The organism is Streptococcus sanguinis, from assembly GCF_019929225.1.
Classification (GTDB): Bacteria; Bacillota; Bacilli; order Lactobacillales; family Streptococcaceae; genus Streptococcus; species Streptococcus sanguinis_J.
This window is the reverse complement of the sequence record NZ_JAHZPA010000003.1, coordinates 1-22,925: the sequence shown is the minus strand read 5'-3', so window position 1 is coordinate 22,925 and position 22,925 is coordinate 1. Positions and strand designations below refer to the sequence as shown.

At 42.0% G+C, this 22,925-nt stretch carries 24 protein-coding genes and 3 pseudogenes; 5 read left to right on the top strand and 22 right to left on the bottom strand.

What is annotated here, in order from left to right:
• Positions 1-50 precede the first annotated feature (50 nt).
• From K1I80_RS06370 to K1I80_RS06340, 7 genes are all read right to left on the bottom strand, one after another.
• A complete protein-coding gene (locus tag K1I80_RS06370; protein WP_223313756.1) occupies positions 51-191 on the bottom strand; it encodes a hypothetical protein in 141 nt (46 codons plus the stop codon).
• Positions 192-212: 21 nt separating this feature from the next.
• On the bottom strand, positions 213-914 hold the full coding sequence (locus K1I80_RS06365; protein WP_223313755.1) for a hypothetical protein: 702 nt from the start codon (positions 912-914) through the stop codon (positions 213-215).
• Between the two features lie 1,117 nt (positions 915-2,031).
• Complete coding sequence (locus K1I80_RS06360) at positions 2,032-2,235, bottom strand: CsbD family protein (RefSeq protein WP_009660108.1); 204 nt, start codon at positions 2,233-2,235, stop codon at positions 2,032-2,034.
• Between the two features lie 76 nt (positions 2,236-2,311).
• The gene (locus K1I80_RS06355; RefSeq protein WP_002907890.1) at positions 2,312-2,902 is read right to left on the bottom strand and encodes an Asp23/Gls24 family envelope stress response protein; all 591 of its coding nucleotides are present in this window, start codon (positions 2,900-2,902) and stop codon (positions 2,312-2,314) included.
• Between the two features lie 17 nt (positions 2,903-2,919).
• Positions 2,920-3,090 carry a DUF2273 domain-containing protein gene (locus K1I80_RS06350; RefSeq protein ID WP_002905455.1) on the bottom strand — a complete coding sequence of 57 codons (171 nt, stop codon included), beginning with the start codon at positions 3,088-3,090 and terminating at the stop codon, positions 2,920-2,922.
• Between the two features lie 11 nt (positions 3,091-3,101).
• Positions 3,102-3,683 (bottom strand): alkaline shock response membrane anchor protein AmaP, encoded by a 582-nt coding sequence (gene amaP / locus K1I80_RS06345; RefSeq protein WP_223313754.1) that lies wholly within the window; start codon positions 3,681-3,683, stop codon positions 3,102-3,104.
• 55 nt (positions 3,684-3,738) lie between these two features.
• Positions 3,739-3,978: a GlsB/YeaQ/YmgE family stress response membrane protein gene (locus tag K1I80_RS06340; RefSeq protein WP_002899160.1), complete on the bottom strand. Its 240-nt coding sequence runs from the start codon at positions 3,976-3,978 to the stop codon at positions 3,739-3,741.
• A 293-nt stretch (positions 3,979-4,271) separates the two neighbouring features.
• On the opposite strand from K1I80_RS06340, the gene K1I80_RS06335 reads away from it, so the two are divergent.
• Positions 4,272-5,753, top strand: coding sequence for a M protein trans-acting positive regulator PRD domain-containing protein (locus tag K1I80_RS06335; RefSeq protein WP_223313753.1), 1,482 nt, complete (start codon positions 4,272-4,274; stop codon positions 5,751-5,753).
• A 195-nt stretch (positions 5,754-5,948) separates the two neighbouring features.
• On the opposite strand, the gene K1I80_RS06330 is transcribed toward K1I80_RS06335, so the two are convergent.
• From K1I80_RS06330 to K1I80_RS06280, 11 genes are all read right to left on the bottom strand, one after another.
• A complete protein-coding gene (locus K1I80_RS06330) occupies positions 5,949-6,707 on the bottom strand; it encodes an ABC transporter ATP-binding protein (protein WP_223313752.1) in 759 nt (252 codons plus the stop codon).
• A complete protein-coding gene (locus tag K1I80_RS06325; RefSeq protein ID WP_002928137.1) occupies positions 6,704-7,570 on the bottom strand; it encodes an ABC transporter permease in 867 nt (288 codons plus the stop codon). Before K1I80_RS06325 ends, K1I80_RS06330 begins: the two co-directional genes overlap by 4 nt.
• 97 nt (positions 7,571-7,667) lie before the next feature.
• Positions 7,668-8,165 carry a beta-class carbonic anhydrase gene (locus tag K1I80_RS06320; protein WP_223313751.1) on the bottom strand — a complete coding sequence of 166 codons (498 nt, stop codon included), beginning with the start codon at positions 8,163-8,165 and terminating at the stop codon, positions 7,668-7,670.
• Positions 8,166-8,328: 163 nt separating this feature from the next.
• A complete protein-coding gene (locus tag K1I80_RS06315; RefSeq protein WP_002893940.1) occupies positions 8,329-8,814 on the bottom strand; it encodes a GNAT family N-acetyltransferase in 486 nt (161 codons plus the stop codon).
• 290 nt (positions 8,815-9,104) lie between these two features.
• The gene (locus K1I80_RS06310; protein ID WP_002908599.1) at positions 9,105-9,800 is read right to left on the bottom strand and encodes a TIGR00266 family protein; all 696 of its coding nucleotides are present in this window, start codon (positions 9,798-9,800) and stop codon (positions 9,105-9,107) included.
• 113 nt (positions 9,801-9,913) lie between these two features.
• Positions 9,914-10,630, bottom strand: coding sequence for a TIGR00266 family protein (locus K1I80_RS06305; RefSeq protein WP_223313750.1), 717 nt, complete (start codon positions 10,628-10,630; stop codon positions 9,914-9,916).
• A 116-nt stretch (positions 10,631-10,746) separates the two neighbouring features.
• Entirely contained in the window at positions 10,747-12,114 is a 1,368-nt protein-coding gene (gene radA, locus K1I80_RS06300; RefSeq protein ID WP_223313862.1) for a DNA repair protein RadA, read from the bottom strand.
• A 5-nt stretch (positions 12,115-12,119) separates the two neighbouring features.
• Positions 12,120-12,752, bottom strand: a complete 633-nt coding sequence (locus tag K1I80_RS06295) for a methyltransferase domain-containing protein (RefSeq protein WP_002911546.1) — start codon at positions 12,750-12,752, stop codon at positions 12,120-12,122.
• A 52-nt stretch (positions 12,753-12,804) separates the two neighbouring features.
• Positions 12,805-13,320: a histidine phosphatase family protein gene (locus K1I80_RS06290; RefSeq protein WP_223312099.1), complete on the bottom strand. Its 516-nt coding sequence runs from the start codon at positions 13,318-13,320 to the stop codon at positions 12,805-12,807.
• Position 13,321: 1 nt separating this feature from the next.
• Positions 13,322-13,765 (bottom strand): dUTP diphosphatase, encoded by a 444-nt coding sequence (locus K1I80_RS06285; RefSeq protein ID WP_002899178.1) that lies wholly within the window; start codon positions 13,763-13,765, stop codon positions 13,322-13,324.
• Between the two features lie 217 nt (positions 13,766-13,982).
• Positions 13,983-14,672: a gamma-glutamyl-gamma-aminobutyrate hydrolase family protein gene (locus K1I80_RS06280; RefSeq protein ID WP_002893948.1), complete on the bottom strand. Its 690-nt coding sequence runs from the start codon at positions 14,670-14,672 to the stop codon at positions 13,983-13,985.
• 227 nt (positions 14,673-14,899) lie between these two features.
• Here K1I80_RS06280 and K1I80_RS06275 point away from each other — a divergent pair, with 227 nt between their 5' ends.
• On the top strand, positions 14,900-16,873 hold the full coding sequence (locus tag K1I80_RS06275; protein ID WP_223324324.1) for a peptide ABC transporter substrate-binding protein: 1,974 nt from the start codon (positions 14,900-14,902) through the stop codon (positions 16,871-16,873).
• A gap of 115 nt (positions 16,874-16,988) precedes the next feature.
• Here the strand turns inward: K1I80_RS06275 and K1I80_RS12125 are convergent, their stop codons facing one another.
• The 4 genes and pseudogenes from K1I80_RS12125 to K1I80_RS06265 form a co-directional block, all read right to left on the bottom strand.
• Positions 16,989-17,777: an ABC transporter ATP-binding protein gene (locus K1I80_RS12125; RefSeq protein WP_398578176.1), complete on the bottom strand. Its 789-nt coding sequence runs from the start codon at positions 17,775-17,777 to the stop codon at positions 16,989-16,991.
• Positions 17,778-17,912: 135 nt separating this feature from the next.
• A pseudogene (locus K1I80_RS12120) lies at positions 17,913-18,641 on the bottom strand (ABC transporter permease); the annotation flags it as partial.
• A pseudogene (locus K1I80_RS12115) lies at positions 18,620-18,758 on the bottom strand (ABC transporter ATP-binding protein); the annotation flags it as partial. The pseudogenes K1I80_RS12120 and K1I80_RS12115, both read right to left, overlap by 22 nt.
• 1 nt (position 18,759) lies before the next feature.
• Positions 18,760-20,466 (bottom strand): ABC transporter ATP-binding protein, encoded by a 1,707-nt coding sequence (locus tag K1I80_RS06265; protein WP_223324326.1) that lies wholly within the window; start codon positions 20,464-20,466, stop codon positions 18,760-18,762.
• 159 nt (positions 20,467-20,625) lie between these two features.
• Here K1I80_RS06265 and K1I80_RS06260 point away from each other — a divergent pair, with 159 nt between their 5' ends.
• The 3 genes and pseudogenes from K1I80_RS06260 to K1I80_RS06250 all read left to right on the top strand — a co-directional run.
• Positions 20,626-21,648 (top strand): NAD(P)H-dependent glycerol-3-phosphate dehydrogenase, encoded by a 1,023-nt coding sequence (locus K1I80_RS06260; protein ID WP_223313746.1) that lies wholly within the window; start codon positions 20,626-20,628, stop codon positions 21,646-21,648.
• A gap of 16 nt (positions 21,649-21,664) precedes the next feature.
• Positions 21,665-22,570, top strand: a complete 906-nt coding sequence (gene galU / locus K1I80_RS06255) for a UTP--glucose-1-phosphate uridylyltransferase GalU (RefSeq protein WP_002893959.1) — start codon at positions 21,665-21,667, stop codon at positions 22,568-22,570.
• Positions 22,571-22,682: 112 nt separating this feature from the next.
• Positions 22,683-22,925, top strand: a pseudogene (locus tag K1I80_RS06250) (IS3 family transposase); the annotation flags it as partial.

Here is a 22,925-nt window from a genome sequence, read left to right as displayed (position 1 = left end):
TCAGCCGAGACAAAACCGTGATTGGGATTACTGAGAAAGCCGGACAGGATTTAGGTCGCCAAAATTCCAATCACTGCTACCCAAAGACCGATATGGCAAGGAAAGATCAGAGGCAGAAAGAGGCAGGCCGTACAAATGACATAGTCGGCTTCATAGCCAAACAGTTGGTGGCGGCATTTTTCTTTTTTCATATTCATACTCTTTCGTAAATCCTAAAAACGATTCGCCCATATAGCCAAGCGCTGGTAGAAAAAGAGCCAGCAGTCTGCAAGAAAATTAAGACCCAGCACAATGTAGAGGCCGCGAAGATTTTCCTTAGCATAGACCACGCTAGCGTAAATCAGTTCCTGACCACCTAAGTGATAATTCAACAAGTCCATCTCTTCTAAATAAATAAGCTTACTCCAAAATTCACTGCCTAGATAAATTAAAAGAATATAATTTGCTACTCTGATTACTGGATACAGATAGGATGCCAAATAGTAATATGCATGCTTTTGAAGATGCCAGCGTCTCAGCCATTCTCGTCTATCAAGCTGAGGTCCTGCAAGAATAAAAGTGAGGACGGCCGCTGTCTCTACAACATCTTTGAAGGGATAGAAGCTCCATTTGAGAATAGGCTCAAAAGAATCAATACCTGTAATCCCGTAGCTTTTAATCACTAAACTATCCAAGAATTGATAATTGAAGATAATGAATAACATTAAAAATAATATTAAAAACAAGAAAAAGAAATAACCTTTTTTCCACCTTAAAAATCTTTTATACTTCCGACTCCGCCGAATCATCTGCAGCTTGAAATTGGGATTATTCGGTATATTCTCCGCAATAGGCTCACCGCAAGCCGGGCAGATGACATAGTCGGCCTCATAGTCAAACAGCTGGTGCCGACATTTTTCTTTTTTCAGCTTCATTTTCTCTTTACCTTTCCAAAAACCCGAATATCAAGCTGTATGATATTCGGGTTTCTCACCTTTTATTGGCTCACTTGGTCTTGCAAATTGCTTATCACCAGTCAACACCATAGTATCGGAGCATCCGCTTGCTGACCCGCATGCCATTGTACTGAATCAGCGAAATCCAGCGGTATTTGTCAATCAAATCTTTAGACACCATTCTGCGACTGCTCCGCAAAGACAATCTGACTTGGCAAGACACCGCTCAAAGAGAAAAACAGAAGCAAAAGATACACTTGAACTTTTCTTATAATCGGCATAATCATACCTTCCTAATAATGAAAAGCAATGATGACGCTAAAAAAACAGCTCCTATAACAACCTCTCTTCTAACTGCTAATTGTTTTCCAATCATCATTCCTAATATAAATATATATCGAAAACCCTTTCTTGTCAACGGTATCTTATACTTGCAAAGTATAAGAAAACAGCCCCCAGAGGGCTTTCATCCCAGATACACGGCATGCCAATCGTAGCAAAAAACAACCTCTAGCTTTACTCGGCTAGAGGTCTGGTTTACTTCGCTGGTATGAGAGCAATCAGTTCATCCAAGATGTAACTGAATAACAATTTTTTGATTTATTGTTTTTATTATTTTTTATAAACTTTTAATTCCTTCAACCGCTAATGATTTTCTTTTTATCTTAGCATTAGAAATCTCTATAACATAATAAAGGACTATTGATTGAATTCTCGAAGTTTGAAAACCATCTAAAAGCTTCTACTTTCTATACTATCGTTACAATCAGGCAAGCTAAGCAGGCCTGTCTGACAATTCAACCAATATGTCAAGTAAAGCAACTACTTATGTATTACAAACAACTATACCAACAAAGTAAACTTAAAAGCGAATGAATTTGGTTTCCTTTCTTCCTATTTCCTTAACTCTATTATAGTACTCTACTCAGTTTTTTGCAAGCGTTTACACCCAAGAAATTAAAAAACTTTTTAGCTAAAAAGAAGTCAAGCAAAAAAAGAAAGGAGACCTTAAAATGATCTCCTTTAAACTCTAGATAATTTTTATCAGTGACTATAGCTAACAAAGACTTTTTATAAGGAAAATCAACTATTAGTTTTATTTATCGTCTTTTTTAACCATATTTTTAACGCCTTCGATTGCGCCTTCAACAGCATCTTTGGCATCTACTGCAACTTCTTTAACTTTAGAAACTACTTTTTCAGCAGCTCCTTCTTTTTCTGTTTTTTTATCACCAGTTAATTTGCCAAGGCCTTCTTTAATAGAACCTTTAGCTTGGTTGAATTTTTCTTCTGTAGACATAATTGATACCTCCGTTATTAGTTTCAATTTTTAAAGCAATGAAAGAATATAAGAATTCCTAATCTTATTTAGAGAATTAACGAACGCGAGCTTTTTCATTTGATGCAGCGTCTTTAACAGCCTCTACACCATCGCCAACTTTTTCTTGAACAGCTGAGAAACCACCGCTAATGCCAGATTTTGCTTTTTCGAACTGCTCTGAAGCAAATTCGCCTGTTGATTCAGCAACATCTGTCACTCGGTCTTGAAGGCTTACTGAATCCGCTTCGTGTTGTTCTTTTGTTTTAATATCAACAACATTGACATTTACTTCAACAACTTCCAAATCAGTCATCTTAGAAACTTCTTCTACAACAACTTTCTTGATTTCTTTGTATAAAGCAGGAACATTCTTTTGATATTCCGCAACCACATTCAAGTCAACAGCTACTTGTTCTTTACCAACTTCAACATTGACACCATGAGTGACATTGTCAGAGTTGACCAATTTATCTTTTATGTTAGAGAAGAAGCCGCCGTCAACAGCCAGCAAACCTGAAACTTTCTCTAAAGAGAGACCGATAATTTTTTGAATGACCTTATCATCGTAAGTCAATTCACCTTTTACTTCGTGAGCTGCTTGAGCAACTTCTTTTTTAGCAACATCTTTAACATCTTTATTTGACATGTTAAACTCCTTTATTTTTATTTAAATATATTATTTTTTTGAATATAATATCCGATTCCTGCCCCTAGAGTAGCGCAAATCAAGACAAATAGAGTCTTAAAGAAGCCAAAGGATAGGATAAAACACGCTAGAATAATGCCTGCTAATCCAGACAAGATTGGATATTGATATTTTTTAAACCATTCCATTTTTTACTTCCTTACTTTACACGACTAGTAGTTTTTTTAGCCGCTTCTTTTGGCTTGAAGTCTGAGACAGAAATTTTAAGCTTGACATTATGATTGATTCCGAAGAATTCTGTCAATCCAGACGCAATTTCTTCTTGAATCAACTGACTTCTCTTGATGATGTTTTCCGAAGGAACGATTGCCCCTTTAACAGAAACCATGCATTTGTTTTTACGGCTATTTACTGAAACTGCAGGATCTTTAATTAAACTGTGTTCTGTTAACAGACTACGAACAAACCCTTCAATGGCTGAATTTTTCAGCATCAGTTTCCCATCCGCATCAGCTAGCTGAATTTCCAAACGTCTCTTAGGATAAAAAACTATCACTAACATCAGTAGTAAGATTAAGCTTACTAAAACCATAGTGCCCCAGAAAACATACCTAGAAAGATAGTAGCCCACAAAAGGAATCTGCTTCCAAGTGAATAACTTCCAGCTAAATAACTGGAGCCCCAGACCGCTGACTTTATGAAAGTCTAGCAAAACAGGAATCAAAATTGTCAAGATTAAAATACAGAAAATAAGGGAAAGTATTTTTCTTGATTTTGACATATTGAATCCTCACATCATTAAATTTTAAATTGTATTTTGAAAGTAAAAAGACAATTTATGCCTTTTTACCTACAAAAAATGATACAACAGCTACCACAATAACTGCACCAATGATAGAAGGAAGCAAGGCCATACCAGCCAAACTAGGACCCCAAGTTCCCAAAAGTGACTGACCGACAGCAGAACCAACTAAACCTGCAACAACGTTTGCAATAACACCCATTGAGCCGCCTTTTTTAGTAATTGATCCAGCAATAAGACCAATAACACCTCCAACAATAATAGACCAAAGCATATTGATTCTCCTTTCTAATTTTTTCTAAATCAAAATTGTTTAATAATATTTTTTACTATTATTTTTTGATTAACATAATTATATAATTTTCCAACTTGGAAACATAATAATTCAACTTAGTTTTCTTTCCGTTTATCTGCACTATAGATACGCAAAGATAAGAATTCCTTGTTCTATAGGCTTTTATCAGCATTTTTAGATATATTTTAGAGTTGTTAAACGAGGTTAAATGCATAAAATATGGTATAATTGCCTGATAATAAAAACACTATATAAAGAAAGATAATATTTTAATGCGAGAATTACTGTCTAAAAAGAGCCACAGGCAATTAGAACTATTAGAACTACTATTTAAAAACAAACGCTGGTTTCATATTTCTGAACTGGCTGAACTATTGAATTGTACAGAACGTTCAGTAAAAGATGATTTATCCCATGTCAAGTCTGCGTTTCCTCAATTGATTTTTCACTCGTCCACTAATGGTATACGTATCATTAATACCGATGATAGTGATATTGAGATGGTCTATCACCATTTTTTTAAACATTCAACCCATTTTTCAATTTTAGAATTCATCTTCTTTAACGAAGGATATGAAACTGAGAGTCTTTGTAAAGAGTTTTATATAAGCTCTTCCTCACTCTATCGTATAATCAGTCATATTAACAAAATTATAAAAAAACAATATAATTTCAAAATTAGTCTCAATCCTGCTCGGATTATTGGAGATGAGATTGATATCCGTTATTTTTTTGCACAATATTTTTCGGAAAAATATTATTTTCTTGAATGGCCCTTTACAGATTTTTCAGTAGAACCTTTGTGTAAGCTGTTAGCACTGGTCTATAAAGAAACTGCATTTCCTATCAATTTCGCAACTCAAAGAATGTTAAAATTGCTCCTAGTTACAAATTTATATCGAATAAAGTTTGGTCATTTCTTGGAAGTTGAGAAAGATTCTTTTAACAATCAATTGTTAGAATCTTTCATGCAGGCAGAAGGAATCGAAGACATTGTAGCGAGCTTTGATTCTGAATATCATATCTCTTTGAATAAAGAAGTGATAGGCCAACTATTTGTCTCCTATTTTCAAAAAATGTTTTTCATTGATGAAAATCTATTTATGAGCTGCGCAAAAACAGACAGCTATGTAAAAAATTCGTATAAATTATTAAGTGATTTAATTGATCAGATAGAAAGCAAATATAATCTAAAAATAGACAATAAGGACAATCTTATTTGGCATTTGCATAATACAGCACATCTGCACCGCCAGGAACTATCTACAGAATTTATTCTGTTTGATCAAAAAGGGAATACAATCAAGAACTTTCAAAATATTTTCCCTCAATTTGTTTCAGATATTAAAAAAGGGATTGAACATTACCTAGGGACATTGGGTATCTATAGCACACCAACGAAAATCAACCATCTATCCTATACTTTTATCACTCACAGCAAACATTTAGTGCTGAATCTTTTACAAAATCAGCCTAAATTAAAGGTTCTGGTCATGAGTAATTTTGATCAGTATCATGCAAGATCAGTAGCAGAGACACTTTCTTATTATTGCAGCAACAATTTTGAACTTGAAGTTTGGAATAAATTAGAACTATCAATCGATTCTTTAAAAGAATCACCTTACGATATCATCATTTCTAATTTTATTATTCCACCCATTGAGAACAAGAGACTGATCTATTCCAATAATATTAATACGGTCGCACTCATCTCCTTACTTAACGCAATGATGTTTATTCGCTTAGATGAGTAATTTAGACTATTTTTATAACAAAAAACCGCAATCTAGCGGTTTTTATTCATTTATGAGGGCAATTTGAAGAAAAAGGACATAGCCCTATTTAACAGAGAACCTGAGCCTTTTGAACATTAATTGTCTAACTTTGTGGAAGCAGTACATTATTTAGTACATATTCTTTCTCTTGGTTTTACAAAACTCTGAGCAAGCCTATTCAAACAAGCCATAGTAATCTGCAATGGTCATCTTGGCTTTCTCGTCTTTGTTTAAGTCCTGAATAATCTGCCCATCTTTCATAACGATTAGTCGGTTGCCGTATTTTAGGGCATCCTCCATGTGATGGGTAATCATGAGGGCTGTGAGGCGGTCACGATTGACAAACTCATTGGTCAGCTCCATCAAGGCTACACTGGTCTTAGGATCCAGCGCCGCAGTATGCTCATCCAGAAGCAAAAGCTCTGGACGCTTGATCGTTGCCATGAGTAGGCTCAAAGCCTGTCTTTGCCCGCCAGAAAGAAATTCAATCGGTGTATCCAGATGCTTGTCCAGACCATTGCCGATTTTCTCAATCGTCGCCTGAAACTCTTCCCTATAACTGTTGAGCCCACGGGGCACCAAGCCACGCTTTTCGCCTCGGAATTTAGCGATAAGAAGATTTTCCGCCACTGTCATACGCGGAGCCGTTCCCATCTTAGGATCCTGAAAGACACGAGACAAGTACTTGGCCCGCTTTTCTGGTGAAAAATGAGTGACATTTTCCCCCAAGATATGAATGCTACCGCTGGTCAGAGGGAGAGTTCCGGCAATGACATTGAACAGGGTTGACTTTCCTGCACCGTTTCCGCCTAAAATCGTAATAAAATCATGCTCATGGATGTCTAGAGAAACATCATTTAGGATGATTTTTTCTTCATCAAAGCCGCTCTTTACAAGCTTGGTTGCATTTCTTAATTCTACAATCGCTGTCATTTGCTTAACTTGGCTCCTTTAAAGAATTTATTTTTCAGGGTTGGAATCATGAGACAGACGGCCAGAATCACCGCGCTGTAGAGACGGAGATAGTTGGTATTGAAGCCGAGAGCAATGACACCCCAGATCAAGAACTGATAGGCAATCGCACCAACCACAATGGTAATCAGTCGCTCTGCCAAGGTCAGACTCTGGAAGAGCACTTCGCCAATGATAAGACTGGCCAAACCGACAACAATCACTCCAATCCCGCGGGAAACATCTGCATAGCCTTCCTGCTGGGCAATCAGCGCCCCAGCCAGAGCAATCAAGCCATTTGACAGAATCAATCCCATCAACTCCATACGGCCAGTATTGATACCAAAACTGCGAGCCATGTCTGGATTATCTCCAGTCGCGATATAGGCCTGCCCTAGCTTGGTATCCAAGAAAAAGAGCAGGGCTGCAATCACTAGACTGACAAAAATCAAACCAGTCAAGAGGTCATTGACTTCTCCTGAAAAGGGCAGAACATCCTGAATTTTACTGCTGCCTAAAAGCCCCAGATTGGCACGACCCATCAGCATCAACATGATAGAGTGGCAGGAGGTCATGACCAAAATCCCAGAAAGCAAGGTCGGAATTTTCCCCTTGGTATAAAGCAGACCTGTAACGGCACCCGCTGCACAGCCCGCTAAAACAGCCGCTGCTGTTGCCAGAAAAGGATTGACTCCCTTGGTAATCAAGGTAACAGCCACCGCCCCGCCCAAGGGGAAGGAGCCTTCTGTCGTCATATCAGGAAAGCCCAGAATCCGGAAGGTCATAAAAATACCTAGACCTAAAACGGCCCAAACCAATCCCTGAGAAATAATGGAAAGAATCATAACATTGTCCTAACTAATTAAAATCGTTTCTCTATTTTAACATAAAAAAGGAGCCAATTTCAATGCTGATGCGCAGACAAAGAAATTGACTTCCTAACTATTCCTCAACAACTGTCATCCGACCAGTATCTACATCGTAAACCGCTCCTGAGATTTCTACATCAGCTGGGATCAGTGGTGACTGCCGCAGCAAGGCCATATCCTCACGCACACTTTCCTCTACATCTGTAAATGGCAAAAAGTCCTGCTCGCTGACATCGACACCTAGCTCTTTATGAAGATAGGCGGTAAAATCCTCATTCTTAAAGGTCTGTGCCCCGCAGTCTGTATGATGCAAAACTACGATTTCCCGCGTTCCTAGCTGCTGCTGAGAGATGACCAGCGAGCGAATCATGTCCTCTGTTACCCGACCGCCAGCATTGCGCAAGATATGGGCATCTCCTAGTGCCAGTCCCAGAGCCTGAGCCACGTGTAGCCTAGAGTCCATACAGGTCACGATAGCTACCTTGGTCTTGGGATTAATGGGCAAATGCGCTGTCCCATGCAGATCAACATAAGCTTTATTGGCCTTCATAAAGTTTTCAAAATATGACATTTTGACTCCTGACTAATTATATTATTTGATGTTCAAACGAATTAACCTTATCATACTAGGTTTTGGCTTTAGAACTTCCCTAACTTCAAAAAAGAGAGAACCTATATGAACTGCTCTCTGTGCTAGCTTTTATCACCCACTACAGTTGACAAAGAGCCGTGAGTTATAACTTCTTAAAGTAGCGAGCAACGGGCCATTGTTCAAAACCAAAGTTCTCATAGGTTTTACGAGCCGGTGCATGACCTAGATCACCACCCGTCTCAACCATGACCATTTCCATTCCTTTTTGTTTAATCTGATCACAAGCATAGGTCATGAGCGCTTTTCCAATACCTTGACGCTGATATCTTGGAGCAACAGCTAGGATATAAATCTCACCCATCTTATCCTCAGGGTGCAAGCGAATGTGAATCCATCCGACTAATTCTTCCTCCAGAAAAGCTAACCAGGCAAACTGACTCTCTTCATTTAAGACTGCTGTTAGATCATTGATTTGCCTTTTTTCCCACCCTTGAGGATAAAAATTATCATAAACAAACTTAGGAACTCCTTTTTCCATTTTTGGAAAAACTGGAGACCAAGCTTGAATTGATAATTCTAAAACAGCCTCTTTATCCAATTTCTGATAAGGTTTTATAGTAATTGTCACTTTATTCTCCTAACGTTTCTTTAATCCGCCAAAAATGCCACGAACGAGTTAGCATCCGATGGTGCTAACAGCTAAATCATAAAGGCGGCCGTTGCCTTTTCAAGGCTTGATTGGCCTTCATAAAGTTTTCAAAATATGACATTCTTTCCCCTTACTGGTACTTTGATATTCAAATAATTTTATATTATCTTACCATCTTTTCTGTTATTTGTCAGTTCTCGACTTTGTTACAAAAAAATAGGACAGTCAAATCCAGCATCTAGCCTGATCTTCTGTCCTAGTTTTATTTCTTATGAGCTTCTTGGAATAAACTTGCTGAGTGAGCCTGCAAAGGTTTGAAGATTGAGACTTTGCACATAGACTTCACCAGTACCTTGGAAGGTGTTGACCACTCCTTCACCCGTTCCGATAGACTGCCAGAAGCCATTTTCTAAATGGATATTATAATTCAAAGACTGGCTCCAAGCTACTACATGGGCATTGTCAATTGTTACTTCTTGGTTATGAAGCTCAATTTTCTTAATAGAACCAAAGGCATTAGCCAAAAGAGTGCCTTGACCTTGGGTCGTCATAACGAAGAGACCGCCTTGCCCGCCAAAGATAGCCTTGCCGACAGACTGGCGCTCCATGGTATAGTAAGCCGTACCATCAAGAGCCAGAAAGGCGCCGTCATTAAGCCGATATTGTTTTTCGCCTAGCTGAAGGGGAATGACTTGACCAGGAGAATCTGGCGCCAAAGCAAGGTAGCCATTATCAGACTGGGCAACAGCCTGAGTAATAAAGGTACTTTCACCAGAAACCATTGACCGACCTACAGCCTTGACAAAACGTCCCAAGCCAGAACCGCTGGCATTGAGCTGGGTATTCAGAGTCACGTTAGGCGTGTGGTAGACCATGCTGCCACGCTGGATAAAGACGGTTTCTCCCTGATTGAGCGACAACTCAACCAAAGGAAACTGCATATTACTGTCCATAGAAAATCGCATAAGAAATGCCTCCTTCTTATTATGACTTGATTATAACATTTTCCTACATTTTGAACAAAGGAAAACTGAAGCATCAAAAAAGAAGAGACTGCCTGAGTCTCTCCTAGAAATTTTCAAGAATTATCAATGTGTAGATGTGGACGAAGAACATTTGCAAAGGTTTCAATATTGAGACTTTGGATGTAAATTTCGCCAGTTCCATAGAAGGTATTAACCACTCCTTCACCAGTTCCCATGGACTGCCAGAAACCATTTTCTAAATGAATATCATATTCCAACTCTCGACTCCATGCTACTACGTGGGCATTGTCAATCGTTATCCTATCATTATGCAGCTCGACCTTTTGAATCGAGCCAAAGGAATTTACCAAGAGTGTCCCCTGACCTTGGGTACTCATCACATAAAAGCCTCCTTGGCCACCAAAGAGAGCTCGACCCACCGACTGCCTCTCCAAAGTATAAGAGGCAGAACCATCCATAGCCAGAAAAGCTCCATCATTAAGGCGGTATTGCTTTTCGCCTAGTTCCAGAGCAACAATCTGACCAGGTACATTAGGTGCTAAGGCTAGACGACCGTTATTTGATTGAGCAGTTGCTTCAGTGACAAACACTCCTTCGCCAGAAGCCATAGAACGGCCCACAGCTTGGATTGCCATGCCAAAGATTGATTGAGACTCTGCATTCACTTTAGCATTCAAGACAACGTTGGGGGTGTGATATATCATGCTCCCAGTCTGAATACGAACAGACTCTGATGCATCTAAGGCAATCTCCGCCAAGGGAAATTGAGCATTGTTGGTAATAGAAACATTCATACGATGATCTACCATGGTTGATTATCCTCCTAAAAAATCTGGAAAAACAACTTATAGGAAATTCCAGATAAATCCTAATTTTTCTAGCAATATTATAGCACGCACAATAACTTTTCGCAATACTACTTTAATCAAGAAAATACTTTCTTTAAGACTTCCCCAATCGTTGTCACACCGATGACTTGGATATTGTCTGGAACTTTGAGCCCGTTCAGAGAGTTTTTAGGAGCGTAGACTTTAGTGAAGCCCAGCTTTGCTGCTTCGTTGATGCGCTGCTCGATGCGATTAACCCGGCGAATTTCTCCAGTCAGGCCAATTTCACCAATAAAGCACTCTTGGGGATTTGTAGACAAATCCTTGTAGCTGGAAGCAATGGCTACCGCCACCGCCAAATCAATGGCTGGCTCATCTAGCTTGACGCCGCCCGCTGATTTGAGGTAGGCGTCTTGATTTTGCAGGAGGAGCCCTGCCCGTTTTTCCAGAACTGCCATGATGAGGCTGGCTCGGTTAAAGTCCAGTCCGGTCGTGGTTCGCTTGGCATTGCCAAACATGGTCGGTGTCACCAAAGCCTGCACCTCAGCCAAAATCGGCCGCGTTCCTTCCATGGTCACGACAATAGAAGATCCTGTCGCGCCGTCCAGACGCTCTTCCAGAAAGACTTCACTTGGATTGACAACCTCAACTAGCCCACCAGATTGCATCTCAAAAATACCAATCTCATTGGTAGAGCCAAAACGGTTCTTGACTGCTCTCAAGATACGGAAAGTATGCTGACGTTCACCCTCAAAATAAAGCACGGTGTCCACCATGTGCTCCAAAGTTCGAGGACCAGCTAAGGTTCCTTCCTTGGTCATGTGACCAACGATAAAGGTCGCAATATTATTGGTCTTGGCCAGCTGCATGAGCTCAGCTGTCACCTCTCGAACCTGAGAAACAGAGCCTTGAACACTGGAAATCTCTGGCGACATCACCGTCTGTATAGAGTCAATAATCAGAAAATCTGGCTTGTTTTTCTCAATCTCTGTACGGATATTTTGCATATTGGTCTCGGCGTAGAGATAAAATTCACTGTCAATATCACCGAGACGTTCCGCTCGCAACTTAATCTGCTCAGCTGATTCCTCTCCGCTGACATATAGGACGGTGCCCTGATGAGAAAGCTGAGTGGACACCTGCAATAGTAGGGTGGACTTCCCGATACCAGGATCCCCGCCAATCAGGACCAGACTGCCAGGTACTACGCCACCACCTAGCACACGATTGAACTCGTCCATTTCCGTCTTGGTCCGATTGACATCAATAGAAGTGACCTCAGCCAGCTTCATGGGCCGAGTCTTTTCGCCCGTCAAGGAAACACGGGCATGCTTGACCTCAGCAGCCTCTACTTCCTCAACAAAAGAAGACCAAGAGCCGCAGTTAGGACAGCGGCCTAGATACTTGGGCGAATGATATTCACAATTTTGACAGACAAAGGTCGTTTTTTTCTTAGCGATGGTGATTCTCCTTATTTTCTAATAATCCAAACAAAAGTTGATAAAACCTGACACACTTGCTCTATATTAGTAAAGCCAGCCTCTTCCAGCATGTCTGCAACTTCTTGAGGCGAGAGGGAATTCATCAAACCAGCTTGATTCTCATAAGTACGCTGAACTTGTTGCTGATTAGCTCCTAGCTCTGAAGCAAGTGTTTTCCAATAGCCCAGTTGCTGGTTGGAAAAAAAGCTAAGAATCAGAAGGCCATCTTCACTTAAAGAATCATAAATTTTTCGAAGAAATAAGCTGGGATTTTCAACAAACTGCAATACTAGCAAGCAAGAACAAATCTGATAAGCAGAAGGCAGCACTGCTTCTTCAAACCGACTATTAAGATACTCCGCTTGAGGCAGATGAGCCTGTCTTTTAAGCTCTTGTAGCATCGCCTCACTTGGCTCTACTACCGTCAATCCGGCCTTAGGAAATAAGGATGCCAAACCATTCAGCTCATCCGTCTGGCTTGCCAAAGCTAACACCTTATCGACTTTTAAACTGGGTGCTAACCTAAGCAATACTCCTCGGAAAATCACATCTAGCATCACATCATAGCCTGGAATTTTCTGACGAATTTCTGTTGCATAGTCCTTGTTCTTAAATTCTTTCATATTTTCTTTTATCTCTAAATCCTTTTGTTAAGATTCTTTTTACAACGAAACATTAAAACTTCAGTTCACATTCAACAAACTGGCAAAAATCAATCTGCTGATCAGCTACAAACTGGCGGATGAGCATGCGATGAGCTACAAGACCCACTGTCTCGTAGTCTCTGTATTTGCTTATGGTATGCAAAAAGCGGGCTTTCATCTGCTCAGCTGTCTCATACCGGACAGGACTTCCTGAAGGAAGTGAGCCTTTATTTTCAAAAAATAACTTCCGAGCCTGCTCGAACTTTTCTGTCCCACTTTCATATACCTGCCATTCATGTAGAAAAGGCTCCACAAAAAGCGGCAGTTGGCGGTCTCGAATCAAATAGGAGGCCGTCTCCAAAGCCCGCGTCACAGAAGAGGAGATCAGAATTTCCGCCTGTTCCAGCAAAGGATTAGCAGCGGCCTCTGTCGCCATCCGACGACCAGCAGCCGACAAGGGAGCCAAATCTAGTCCAAATCCAGTGTAACCAGCTTCTTCCAAAAGTGAATAATCTGGTTCTCCGTGACGGATAAAAATGATTTTCATATTAATGTCCTGTCGAGCCAAATCCGCCGGTCCGCACACCTTCCGCTTCATCTCCATCCGCAATCAAAAATGGTGCAAAGACAGCCTGAACCACACGTTCGCCAACTTCAAGGACGACTTCCTGATCTGTGATGTTTTTCATCTGAGCAAAGATATGCCCTTCGTTTCCAGGATTACCATAGTAGTCGCCGTCAATGACCCCAACGGAGTTAATCAAAACCAGGCCTTTTTTACGAGGGTTGGATGAGCGATCGTAAAGATAAAGCACCTCGCCCGGCTGCATATAGGCCTTGACACCAGTCGGAACCAGCTTAATCTCCCCTGGCGCAATGAGGGTGCGCTCTGCCACTTTCAAGTCGTAGCCAGCTGCGTGAGCTGTCTCTCTCTTTGGCAATAAATCTTCATTTGTAAAGCTGGAAACCAGCTCGAATCCGCGAATTTTCATGTATTTCTCTTTTCTATTTTTGCTGTCCCTATTATACTAAATTCGCAAAAAACAAGCAAAAAAACCGCCAATTGGGCGGTTCTTATAGGGAGATTATTATGAAAAAGAAAAGTTTTAGGATTTCTAAACAAAGTTAGGAGGTCTTTGTTTATGGTCTTAGTATAGAACACTTATCTTAAATTTTCCTAAAAGTAACTTAAAAAAATAAAATAATTTTTTACAGCTCTTGCAAGAGGTACTGAAATAGCTCCAAATTGCCCTTTTCTTCGTTTATTAAAAACTCCGGATGCCATTGAAGACCTATGATACGATGATTGTCAACCGATTCAATCGCTTCGATGGTATTGTCTCTGGGATCAAAAGCTGTCGCGCGGAAATTAGGCGCCAAGTCTTTGATGCTTTGGCGATGGACCGAATTAATCTGGCTAGCCTGACCGAACAAACGCTCCACAACGCTATCTTTCTCCGTACGAATGGAGTGCGAAGTACCAAATGGCAAGCCTTGCCAGTGATTTTCGATATGCTGATTAAGAGTACCGCCAAAAGCAACATTTACCAACTGCAGACCGCGGCAAATAGCCATGACTGGCTTATTTTGACGCAGAGCTTCTTTCAAAAGTGCTAGCTCAAACTCATCGCGGACAATATTGTAATCATCACTATCAATGGTCTTTTCTTCCCCATAAAACTGCGGGTGAACATTTTGCCCGCCTGACAAAATCAACTTGTCAATCGTTTCTACATAATCCTGAACTAAACTTTTATCCCCGACGGGAATCACCATCGGCAAGCCACCAACCATTCGTACGCCGTCCACAAACTTGCGTGAAACAGAGGTGTGAATATTTTTTCCAGCTTCATCAACTGGACAAAGATTGGCTGAAATTCCAACAATTGTTCTGCACATACCGTGATTCCTCCTTATTTGATATAGTATATCTTACCACTCCTCCGCGAAGCCGTCCAATAGATTTTTTTTAAGCTGGTTATAAAAATTTTTTATCAGAATATGAAACACTATAAATCTCTTTTTTAAAATTTAGAAAAACATTTCAGAATTATCAGAAAATTATTTACTTTTGGCAGAAATTTGTTATAATAAGCAGTGTAAAAACTCATGACTTGGAGGTCCCTATGAGAAAATCAAATATTCTTCTTGCCGCAGGGCTCACTCTGCTCTCTGTCGGCTTACTTACTGCTTGCTCTGGAGGCGGAAGTTCCCAATCCAGCAAAAAAATCTACAGCTATGTCTTTACGTCTGATCCAACGACTTTGGACTACATCCAGTCGGCAAAGGTGTCTACCCACGAGCTGACTACAAATGGTGTAGATGGCTTGCTGGAAAATGATAAATATGGAAACTTAGCTCCGTCTATCGCAGAAGACTGGACAGTCTCTCCAGATGGTCTCGTCTATACCTATAAGCTGCGCAAAGATGCCAAGTGGTATACCGCTGATGGTGAAGAATACGCAGATGTCACAGCTCAGGACTTTGTAACAGGTATCAAACATGCTGCTGATATCAAATCAGACGCTCTCCCTCTTATCCAAGATTCTATCAAGGGGCTGAGTGAATATGCAGCCGGTACCAACAAAGACTTTTCAGCTGTTGGAGTCAAGGCACTGGACGATCATACGGTTCAATATACACTCAACAAGCCTGAAACCTACTGGAACTCTAAAACAACATCAGGTGTTATGATGCCGGTCAACGAGGCCTTCCTAGAAAAGCAAGGCAAGGAATTCGGTCAGGCAACCAAAGCAGATTCCATTCTGTATAACGGTCCATTTATCATGAAGTCTATTACTTCTAAATCCTCTGTCGAATTTGAGAAGAACCCTAACTACTGGGATAAGGACAAGGTCAAGATTGATGGTGTCAAACTGTCTTACTACGATGGTTCTGACCAAGATTCATTAGCGCGGACCTTTGGAGATGGCGGCTACAGTTTGGCAAGACTCTACCCAGCCACTTCCAGTTATTCCTCAATCGCTGAGAAATACAAAGATAATATCTTCATGACAGAAGCAGGAGCGGGTGTCGGTCTAATCAGCTTTAACATTGACCGTCAAAGTTATAACCATACTTCTAAAACCAGCGATGAACAAAAAGAAGCTACCAAAAAAGCTCTGCTGAACAAGGACTTCCGCCAAGCTCTAGCCTTTGCCCTTAACCGCGAAAGCTATTCGGCTCAGGTCAACGGAGAAGATGCAGCTAAGCCAGCTGTCCGTAATCTCTTTGTTCCGCCAACCTTCGTACAAGCCAATGGCAAGGAATTTGGCACTCTGGTCGAAGAATCACTGGCTTCCTATGGTGACGAGTGGAAAGGTATCAAGCTAGATGACGGTCAAGACGGTCTCCACAATACTGACAAAGCCAAAGCGGAATTTGCCAAAGCCAAGCAGGCTCTTGCAGATGAAGGCGTACAATTCCCAATCCATCTAGACGTTCCTGTCGCTCAGAATTCTACTAACTTCGTCAACCGCATGCAATCTCTGAAACAGTCATTAGAAGAGGCTTTAGGAAAGGACAATGTCTCTGTAGATCTACAGATGCTGGCTGAGGACGAAGCACTAAACATCACCTTCAATGCTGAAGCTGCTAGCCAGGAAGACTGGGATATCAACGGTCTCGTTGGCTGGGATCCAGACTACCAAGATCCATCTACTTACCTGGACATTTTAGTGCCAGGTAACAGTACTCAGACCAGAACCTACCTTGGATTTGAAGGCAAAGACAATGCTGCTGCTAAAGCTGTAGGACTAGATGAGTATAGTAAACTGATCGAAGAAGCCGGAAACGAAACACAAGATGTTGACAAGCGTTATGAAAAATATGCTGCAGCTCAAGCATGGCTGACAGATAGCGCCCTCGTTGTGCCAACTATGAGCAGCAGAGGAGCAGCACCGTTCATTTCTCGGATTGTGCCATTTACTAACTCTTATGCTCAGACAGGTACAAAAGACGCCAACTATCATAAATACGTGGAAATCAGTGATGAGATTGTCACAACTAAAGACTATCAAAAGGCCCAAGAAAAGTGGAAAAAAGAAAAAGAGGAATCCAATAAAAAGGCCCAAGAAGATCTGGCTAAACATGTGAAATAATCACTACTTTGATGTTAATTAAAAAACCAGCAGGAACAGAAACCTGCTGGATTTTTTAACTTTTCTATTTAATATTTTAAAGCCCGGCTGATTATACAGCTGCAAAACCAACCATCTACTCAAAGACAAACTGGTTGTGATAAAGTTCTGAATAGAAACCGCCGAGTTTAAGGAGCTGATGATGATCGCCCTGTTCGATAACCTCTCCGTCTTTGAGGACGATAATCTGGTCGGCATTGAGAATTGTCTTGAGGCGGTGAGCAATGACAAAGCTAGTTCGGCCAGCCACAACGGCTTCCATGGCTTGCTGAATCTTGCTCTCCGTCACCGTATCGACATTAGAAGTCGCTTCATCCAAAATCAAGACTTGCGGATCCGTCAGCAAAGTTCTAGCAATGGAAATCAACTGTTTCTGCCCAGTTGAGAAGATATTTTGATCATCATCCACCAGGGTATCGTATTTGTCTGGCAGACTTTCGATATAGTCATGGATATGAGTCGCACGCGCAGCCGTTTCGACCATTTCCTGACTGGCATCTGGTACACCGAAGCGGATATTGTCCCGAATCGTGCCACTAAAGAGCACCGAATCCTGCAAGACAATCCCCACATGGCTCCGTAGGCTATCCAGCTCATAATCTCGAATGTCACGACCGTCAAACTTGATACTACCATTATCCACATCATAAAAGCGATTAAGCAGGTTCATAATGGTCGTCTTACCTGATCCAGTCGGGCCAACAACAGCCGTCATCTTGCCCTTAGGGGCTAAAATAGATACGTCTTTGAGAATAGGCTTGCCTTCTACATAAGAGAAGTCCACATGCTTGATCTCCACGGAGTCTGTAAGCTCTGTGAAAGCAGGTGCATTCTCTGGCCGGACTTCCTCTGGTGCATCAAACATCTCCTGAATCCGGTCAGCCCCTGTAAAGGCCAACTGCAAACTGCCCCAGCTGGCAGCAATCTGGATGATGGGCTGATAATACTGCTGGGAAAACTGAGTAAACGTGGTAATCAGGCCAACTGCAACAGCCGTTTCGACATTAGGGTCGCTCAGTAAGACAGCCGAACCAACAAAAATCACAATGGCTGTATTAATCAAATTCATCCCGTTCATGATAGGAAAGAGAAGCCCCGAAAATGTCCGGCCTTTAAAGGTTGCTGAGCGCACTCGATCATTCTGCTCAATAAAACCTTTGATGACCTCCTCCTGCATCCCCTGAACGATAACGGCTTTCTGACCGGAAATGGTCTCGTCCATATAGGCATTGAGGCGGCCGACTTCTTTTTGCTGAAGATTGGTGTACTTTCTGGCCAGCCTGACAATGACTACTAGGAGAAGAAAAGCAACCGGTGTGCTGGCTACCGTTATCCAGGCCAATCTAGCATTTTGGACAAACATGATAATCACTAGACCCAGATAGAGCAAGGCATTGCTCATAACCTGAATCATGCTCTCGTTTAGAGCTTGCAGGATATTGTCCAAGTCGCTGGTAAAGCGCGACAGAATGTCTCCATCCTGATGGCGGTCAAAGAAAGCAACTGTCAGCTTGGACAGCTTGCCAAACAGGCCCTTGCGCATCTCATTGGTCGAATGGGCAATAACTCGGGTCATCAAAAGCATGTAAATCAAGCTGGAAACAGACAGGCATACAAAGGACACTAATACACTGCCCATGACGCTGCCAAAAGTCGACAGAATCTGATCAGTCTCACCCTTCTCTGCAAAAGCACGTCCCAACTCAACCAAATGCTGAACAGCCTGACCGACATAAACCGGAAAAAGGACCTGAAAAACAGTCGCTGTTATCATCATCAAAAGGACAACGACAAAGGATAATTTGTAACGCTTAAAATATTGCCAGAAAAATGCAATCGTCCGCATCTTAGTCCTCCTTTCCTTTCTGAGTTTCGTAAATTTCGCGGTAAACATCGTTAGTGGCGACCAATTCCGCATGTGTCCCTTGACCAATCAGCCGTCCTTGATCCAAGACCAGAATCTTATCTGCATGTACAACAGAGCTAATCTTTTGAGCAATGATAATCGTCGTCGTTCCTTGCAGCTCTTTGTTCAAGGCTTCTTGAACCAGCTTTTCTGACTTGGCATCCAAGGCCGAGGTCGAATCATCTAAAATCAAAATATTGGGATTGTTGACAACACCTCGAGCAATGGACATCCGCTGCTTCTGACCGCCAGAGAAGTTGCTGCCACGCTCCTCCACTGCACTGTCAAAACTCTCTTCCATACGGCTGATAAATTCACTAGCTTGGGCAATACGAGCCGCCCGCTCCATCTCAGGCAGCGAAGCGTTGAGCTTACCCTGACGGAGATTGTCCGCAATGGTTCCGCTAAATAGAATCGCCCGCTGCAGCACGATGGAAACATTTTTGCGAAGAGTTCCCTGACTAAGCTCTCGCAGATCCCGGCCGCCAATCTTGACAGAACCTTCCTGCGGATCAAAAAGACGGGGAATCAGCTGGGCCAAGGTAGACTTACCCGCCCCCGTCGCACCAACAACGCCAATCATTTGCCCCGGCTCAACCTCAAAGCTGATATCCTTTAGCATTGGCTCGTCATCGTTGGGATAGGAAAAAGTCACATGCTCAAAGCTGAGGCTACCTTCTAGTTCTTCATCAGGCGAGTCTGGGAAAGCCATAGCTGGCTCCGTTGCCAATACTTCCTTGATCCGACGGATAGAAATGATCCCCCTCGTCACACCATTTCCCAAGAAGCCAACCATAATGATAGTGAAAATAATCTGGCTTAGATAACCGATAAAAGAAGCGATGGAGCTGACCAGCCCTGGCTCCGCCTGAATCATGCCAGACAGAGTCCAGATAGCCAAGTAAACAGAGCTGTAGCCGACCAACATCATCAGCGGCTCAATGATTGAAAAAGCATAGCCAATATAGAGATTCTCTGATAAAAGTTCATCAGACACCTGACTGAATTTATGAAACTGGTCTTCCTCCCGAACGAAGGACTTGACCACTCGCACACCACGAAGATTTTCCTTGGCAATGGCATTAATCTTATCCAAAAGAGTCTGGAATTTCTTAAAACGAGGCCCCATCATCCCCATCATGACAGCCGTTAGACCAGCTATGAGCACAATCAGCAAGAAGATAATCCACCAAAGAGAGGGCATGGTCACAATGGCCAAGATAACTGATCCGATAAAAAGAATGGGCAGTCGAAGAAGAATTTGAAAGAGCATCATAGTTACATTTTGAATCTGATTGATGTCATTCGTCATCCGCACGACTAGATTACCAGCGTTGAATTCCTCGATATTGGCATAAGAAAAGGTCTGAATCTTGCGGAAAGTCTCCTCGCGGAGATCTGATGAGACAGCTTGGGCAATATAAGCCGCCAAGGTCACATTAATCCCTCCTGCCGCCAGTCCGACAAAACCGATGCCAATTAGCCAGCCGCCCATACTGTAGATGGTCTGGCTATTTTGCTCCTGCAGAGCATCTAAGATGTGCTTTAAAAACCAGGGCAGTAAAAGAGAGCTGGCAATCATCAGCGAGGTCATCAAAAGCGAACTCAGGGCATACCATTTATACCGTAATAGACTTTTAAAAAACATGCTTCCTCCTACTTTTTTCTTATTTGACTTAGTTTCCTTACTATATCACACATAAAAACAATGTCAAGCAAGAAATTTCTTATATTATATGGTAAAATGAGATATAGACTCTAAAACCGATTTAAATTCAGACTCGGAATTTCATCATAAGGAGAAGATATGGATAAACAACGAGTTGCTGTGATTGGTCCTGGTTCTTGGGGAACGGCCTTATCACAAGTGTTAAATGACAACGGACATGAGGTTCGTATTTGGGGAAATATCGCTGAGCAAATCAACGAAATCGACGACGAACACACCAATAAACGCTATTTCAAAGATATTGTACTGGATGAAAAGATCAAGGCTTATCATGACCTAGAAGAAGCTTTAAAAGATGCGGATGCCGTGCTTTTTGTCGTGCCGACCAAGGTAACCCGTCTGGTAGCCAAACAAGTAGCTCAAGCTCTGGACCACAAGGTAAAAATCATGCACGCCTCCAAGGGACTGGAGCCCAATACCCACGAAAGGATTTCAACTATCCTGGAAGAAGAAATCCCTGCAGAGCTCCGCAGCGAGATTGTCGTTGTCTCAGGTCCCAGTCATGCTGAGGAAACCATTGTACGCGATATTACCCTGATTACCGCTGCTTCCAAGGACCTGGAAACAGCTAAGTATGTGCAAGAGCTTTTCAGCAATCACTACTTCCGCCTCTACACCAATACCGACGTTATCGGAGTGGAGACTGCCGGCGCTCTGAAAAACATCATCGCAGTCGGAGCTGGTGCTCTCCATGGACTAGGCTATGGTGATAACGCCAAGGCAGCTATTATCACACGCGGTCTGGCCGAAATCACGCGTCTAGGTGTCAAGTTAGGAGCAAATCCTCTGACTTACAGCGGCCTATCTGGTGTCGGCGACCTGATTGTCACAGGAACCTCTGTCCACTCCCGCAACTGGCGGGCCGGCAATGCTCTAGGACGCGGCGAGAAATTAGCTGATATTGAAGCCAATATGGGCATGGTTATCGAAGGGATTTCCACCACCAAGGCTGCCTATGAACTGGCCCAGGAGCTGGATGTTTATATGCCGATTACCCAAGCTATCTACAAGGTTATTTATCAAAACTGTAATATCAAAGAAGCCATTTATGAAATCATGAACAATGAATTCAAGGCTGAGAACGAATGGACTTCGTTCTAATAGAAAGGAAATAATTATGTCAAAAGTTAAGAAAGCCGTCATCCCTGCAGCTGGTCTCGGAACCCGCTTCCTGCCAGCTACTAAAGCTCTAGCTAAGGAAATGTTGCCGATTGTTGACAAGCCAACTATCCAGTTCATCGTTGAGGAAGCTCTCAAATCTGGAATTGAAGACATTCTAGTTGTTACAGGTAAGTCAAAACGCTCCATCGAAGACCACTTTGACTCAAACTTTGAATTAGAATACAATCTCAAAGAAAAGGGTAAAGACGACTTGCTCAAATTGGTTGATGAAACCACTGGTATCGGTCTGCATTTCATCCGTCAGAGCCATCCGCGCGGACTGGGAGATGCTGTCCTTCAAGCCAAGGCTTTCGTAGGAAACGAGCCTTTCGTTGTCATGCTGGGCGATGACCTTATGGACATCACCAATGATAAGGCTGTGCCGCTGACCAAGCAATTGATTGATGACTACGAGGCTACTCATGCTTCTACCATCGCTGTCATGCAGGTCCCTCATGATGAAGTTTCCTCTTATGGTGTGATTGCCCCTCAAGGTGAAGGTGTCAAAGGTCTCTACAGCGTGGAAACTTTCGTCGAAAAACCAAAACCTGAAGATGCACCGAGTGATTTGGCTATTATCGGCCGCTACCTGCTGACACCAGAAATTTTTGAAATCTTGGAAAAACAAGCGCCAGGTGCTGGAAATGAGATTCAGCTGACCGATGCGATTGATACTCTTAACAAGACGCAGCGCGTGTTCGCTCGCGAATTCAAGGGCGATCGCTATGATGTCGGCGACAAGTTCGGCTTTATGAAGACTTCTATCGACTACGCCCTCAAGCATCCGCAGGTCAAAGACTCCTTGAAGCAGTATATCATCGACTTGGGTCATACATTAGAGAAAAAACAAAGTAAAAAATAATTAATCCAAACAACTAGCCTTAAAAATAAAATTTCAGCTATAAAAAAGAGGTTTTTATGAACCGCACCCCAAAAGTTAGACAGAAAAAATCTAACTTTTGGGGTGTTTTTAAATGAAATTAACTTATGAGGATAAAGTTCGAATCTATGAACTAAGAAAACAAGGAATCAGCTTAAAGCGGCTTTCAGCAAAATATGGAATGAACCTTTCAAATCTTGATTACTTAATCCGATTGATTGATCGCTACGGAATAGAAAGTGTCAAAAAAGGGAAAAACCGTTATTACTCTCCTGAATTAAAACAAGCAATTATCAATAAGGTTTTGATTGAAGGTCGTTCGCAACTAAGCGTATCT

Bases quoted from the DNA above. Each gene is read 5' to 3' on its own strand.
- K1I80_RS06370 (WP_223313756.1), bottom strand. From the start codon at position 191: ATGAAAAAAGAAAAATGCCGCCACCAACTGTTTGGCTATGAAGCCGAC.
- K1I80_RS06295 (WP_002911546.1), bottom strand. From the start codon at position 12,752: ATGAAAGAATTTAAGAACAAGGACTATGCAACAGAAATTCGTCAGAAA.
- K1I80_RS06310 (WP_002908599.1), bottom strand. From the start codon at position 9,800: ATGCGATTTTCTATGGACAGTAATATGCAGTTTCCTTTGGTTGAGTTG.
- K1I80_RS06305 (WP_223313750.1), bottom strand. From the start codon at position 10,630: ATGGTAGATCATCGTATGAATGTTTCTATTACCAACAATGCTCAATTT.
- K1I80_RS06360 (WP_009660108.1), bottom strand. From the start codon at position 2,235: ATGTCTACAGAAGAAAAATTCAACCAAGCTAAAGGTTCTATTAAAGAA.
- K1I80_RS06350 (WP_002905455.1), bottom strand. From the start codon at position 3,090: ATGGAATGGTTTAAAAAATATCAATATCCAATCTTGTCTGGATTAGCA.
- K1I80_RS06280 (WP_002893948.1), bottom strand. From the start codon at position 14,672: ATGTGCAGAACAATTGTTGGAATTTCAGCCAATCTTTGTCCAGTTGAT.
- K1I80_RS06260 (WP_223313746.1), top strand. From the start codon at position 20,626: ATGGATAAACAACGAGTTGCTGTGATTGGTCCTGGTTCTTGGGGAACG.
- K1I80_RS12125 (WP_398578176.1), bottom strand. From the start codon at position 17,777: ATGTTTGATGCACCAGAGGAAGTCCGGCCAGAGAATGCACCTGCTTTC.
- K1I80_RS06325 (WP_002928137.1), bottom strand. From the start codon at position 7,570: ATGATTCTTTCCATTATTTCTCAGGGATTGGTTTGGGCCGTTTTAGGT.
- K1I80_RS06330 (WP_223313752.1), bottom strand. From the start codon at position 6,707: ATGACAGCGATTGTAGAATTAAGAAATGCAACCAAGCTTGTAAAGAGC.
- K1I80_RS06275 (WP_223324324.1), top strand. From the start codon at position 14,900: ATGAGAAAATCAAATATTCTTCTTGCCGCAGGGCTCACTCTGCTCTCT.
- K1I80_RS06365 (WP_223313755.1), bottom strand. From the start codon at position 914: ATGAAGCTGAAAAAAGAAAAATGTCGGCACCAGCTGTTTGACTATGAG.
- amaP (WP_223313754.1), bottom strand. From the start codon at position 3,683: ATGTCAAAATCAAGAAAAATACTTTCCCTTATTTTCTGTATTTTAATC.
- K1I80_RS06340 (WP_002899160.1), bottom strand. From the start codon at position 3,978: ATGCTTTGGTCTATTATTGTTGGAGGTGTTATTGGTCTTATTGCTGGA.
- K1I80_RS06320 (WP_223313751.1), bottom strand. From the start codon at position 8,165: ATGTCATATTTTGAAAACTTTATGAAGGCCAATAAAGCTTATGTTGAT.
- K1I80_RS06290 (WP_223312099.1), bottom strand. From the start codon at position 13,320: ATGAAAATCATTTTTATCCGTCACGGAGAACCAGATTATTCACTTTTG.
- K1I80_RS06285 (WP_002899178.1), bottom strand. From the start codon at position 13,765: ATGAAAATTCGCGGATTCGAGCTGGTTTCCAGCTTTACAAATGAAGAT.
- K1I80_RS06335 (WP_223313753.1), top strand. From the start codon at position 4,272: ATGCGAGAATTACTGTCTAAAAAGAGCCACAGGCAATTAGAACTATTA.
- K1I80_RS06355 (WP_002907890.1), bottom strand. From the start codon at position 2,902: ATGTCAAATAAAGATGTTAAAGATGTTGCTAAAAAAGAAGTTGCTCAA.
- K1I80_RS06265 (WP_223324326.1), bottom strand. From the start codon at position 20,466: ATGTTTTTTAAAAGTCTATTACGGTATAAATGGTATGCCCTGAGTTCG.
- galU (WP_002893959.1), top strand. From the start codon at position 21,665: ATGTCAAAAGTTAAGAAAGCCGTCATCCCTGCAGCTGGTCTCGGAACC.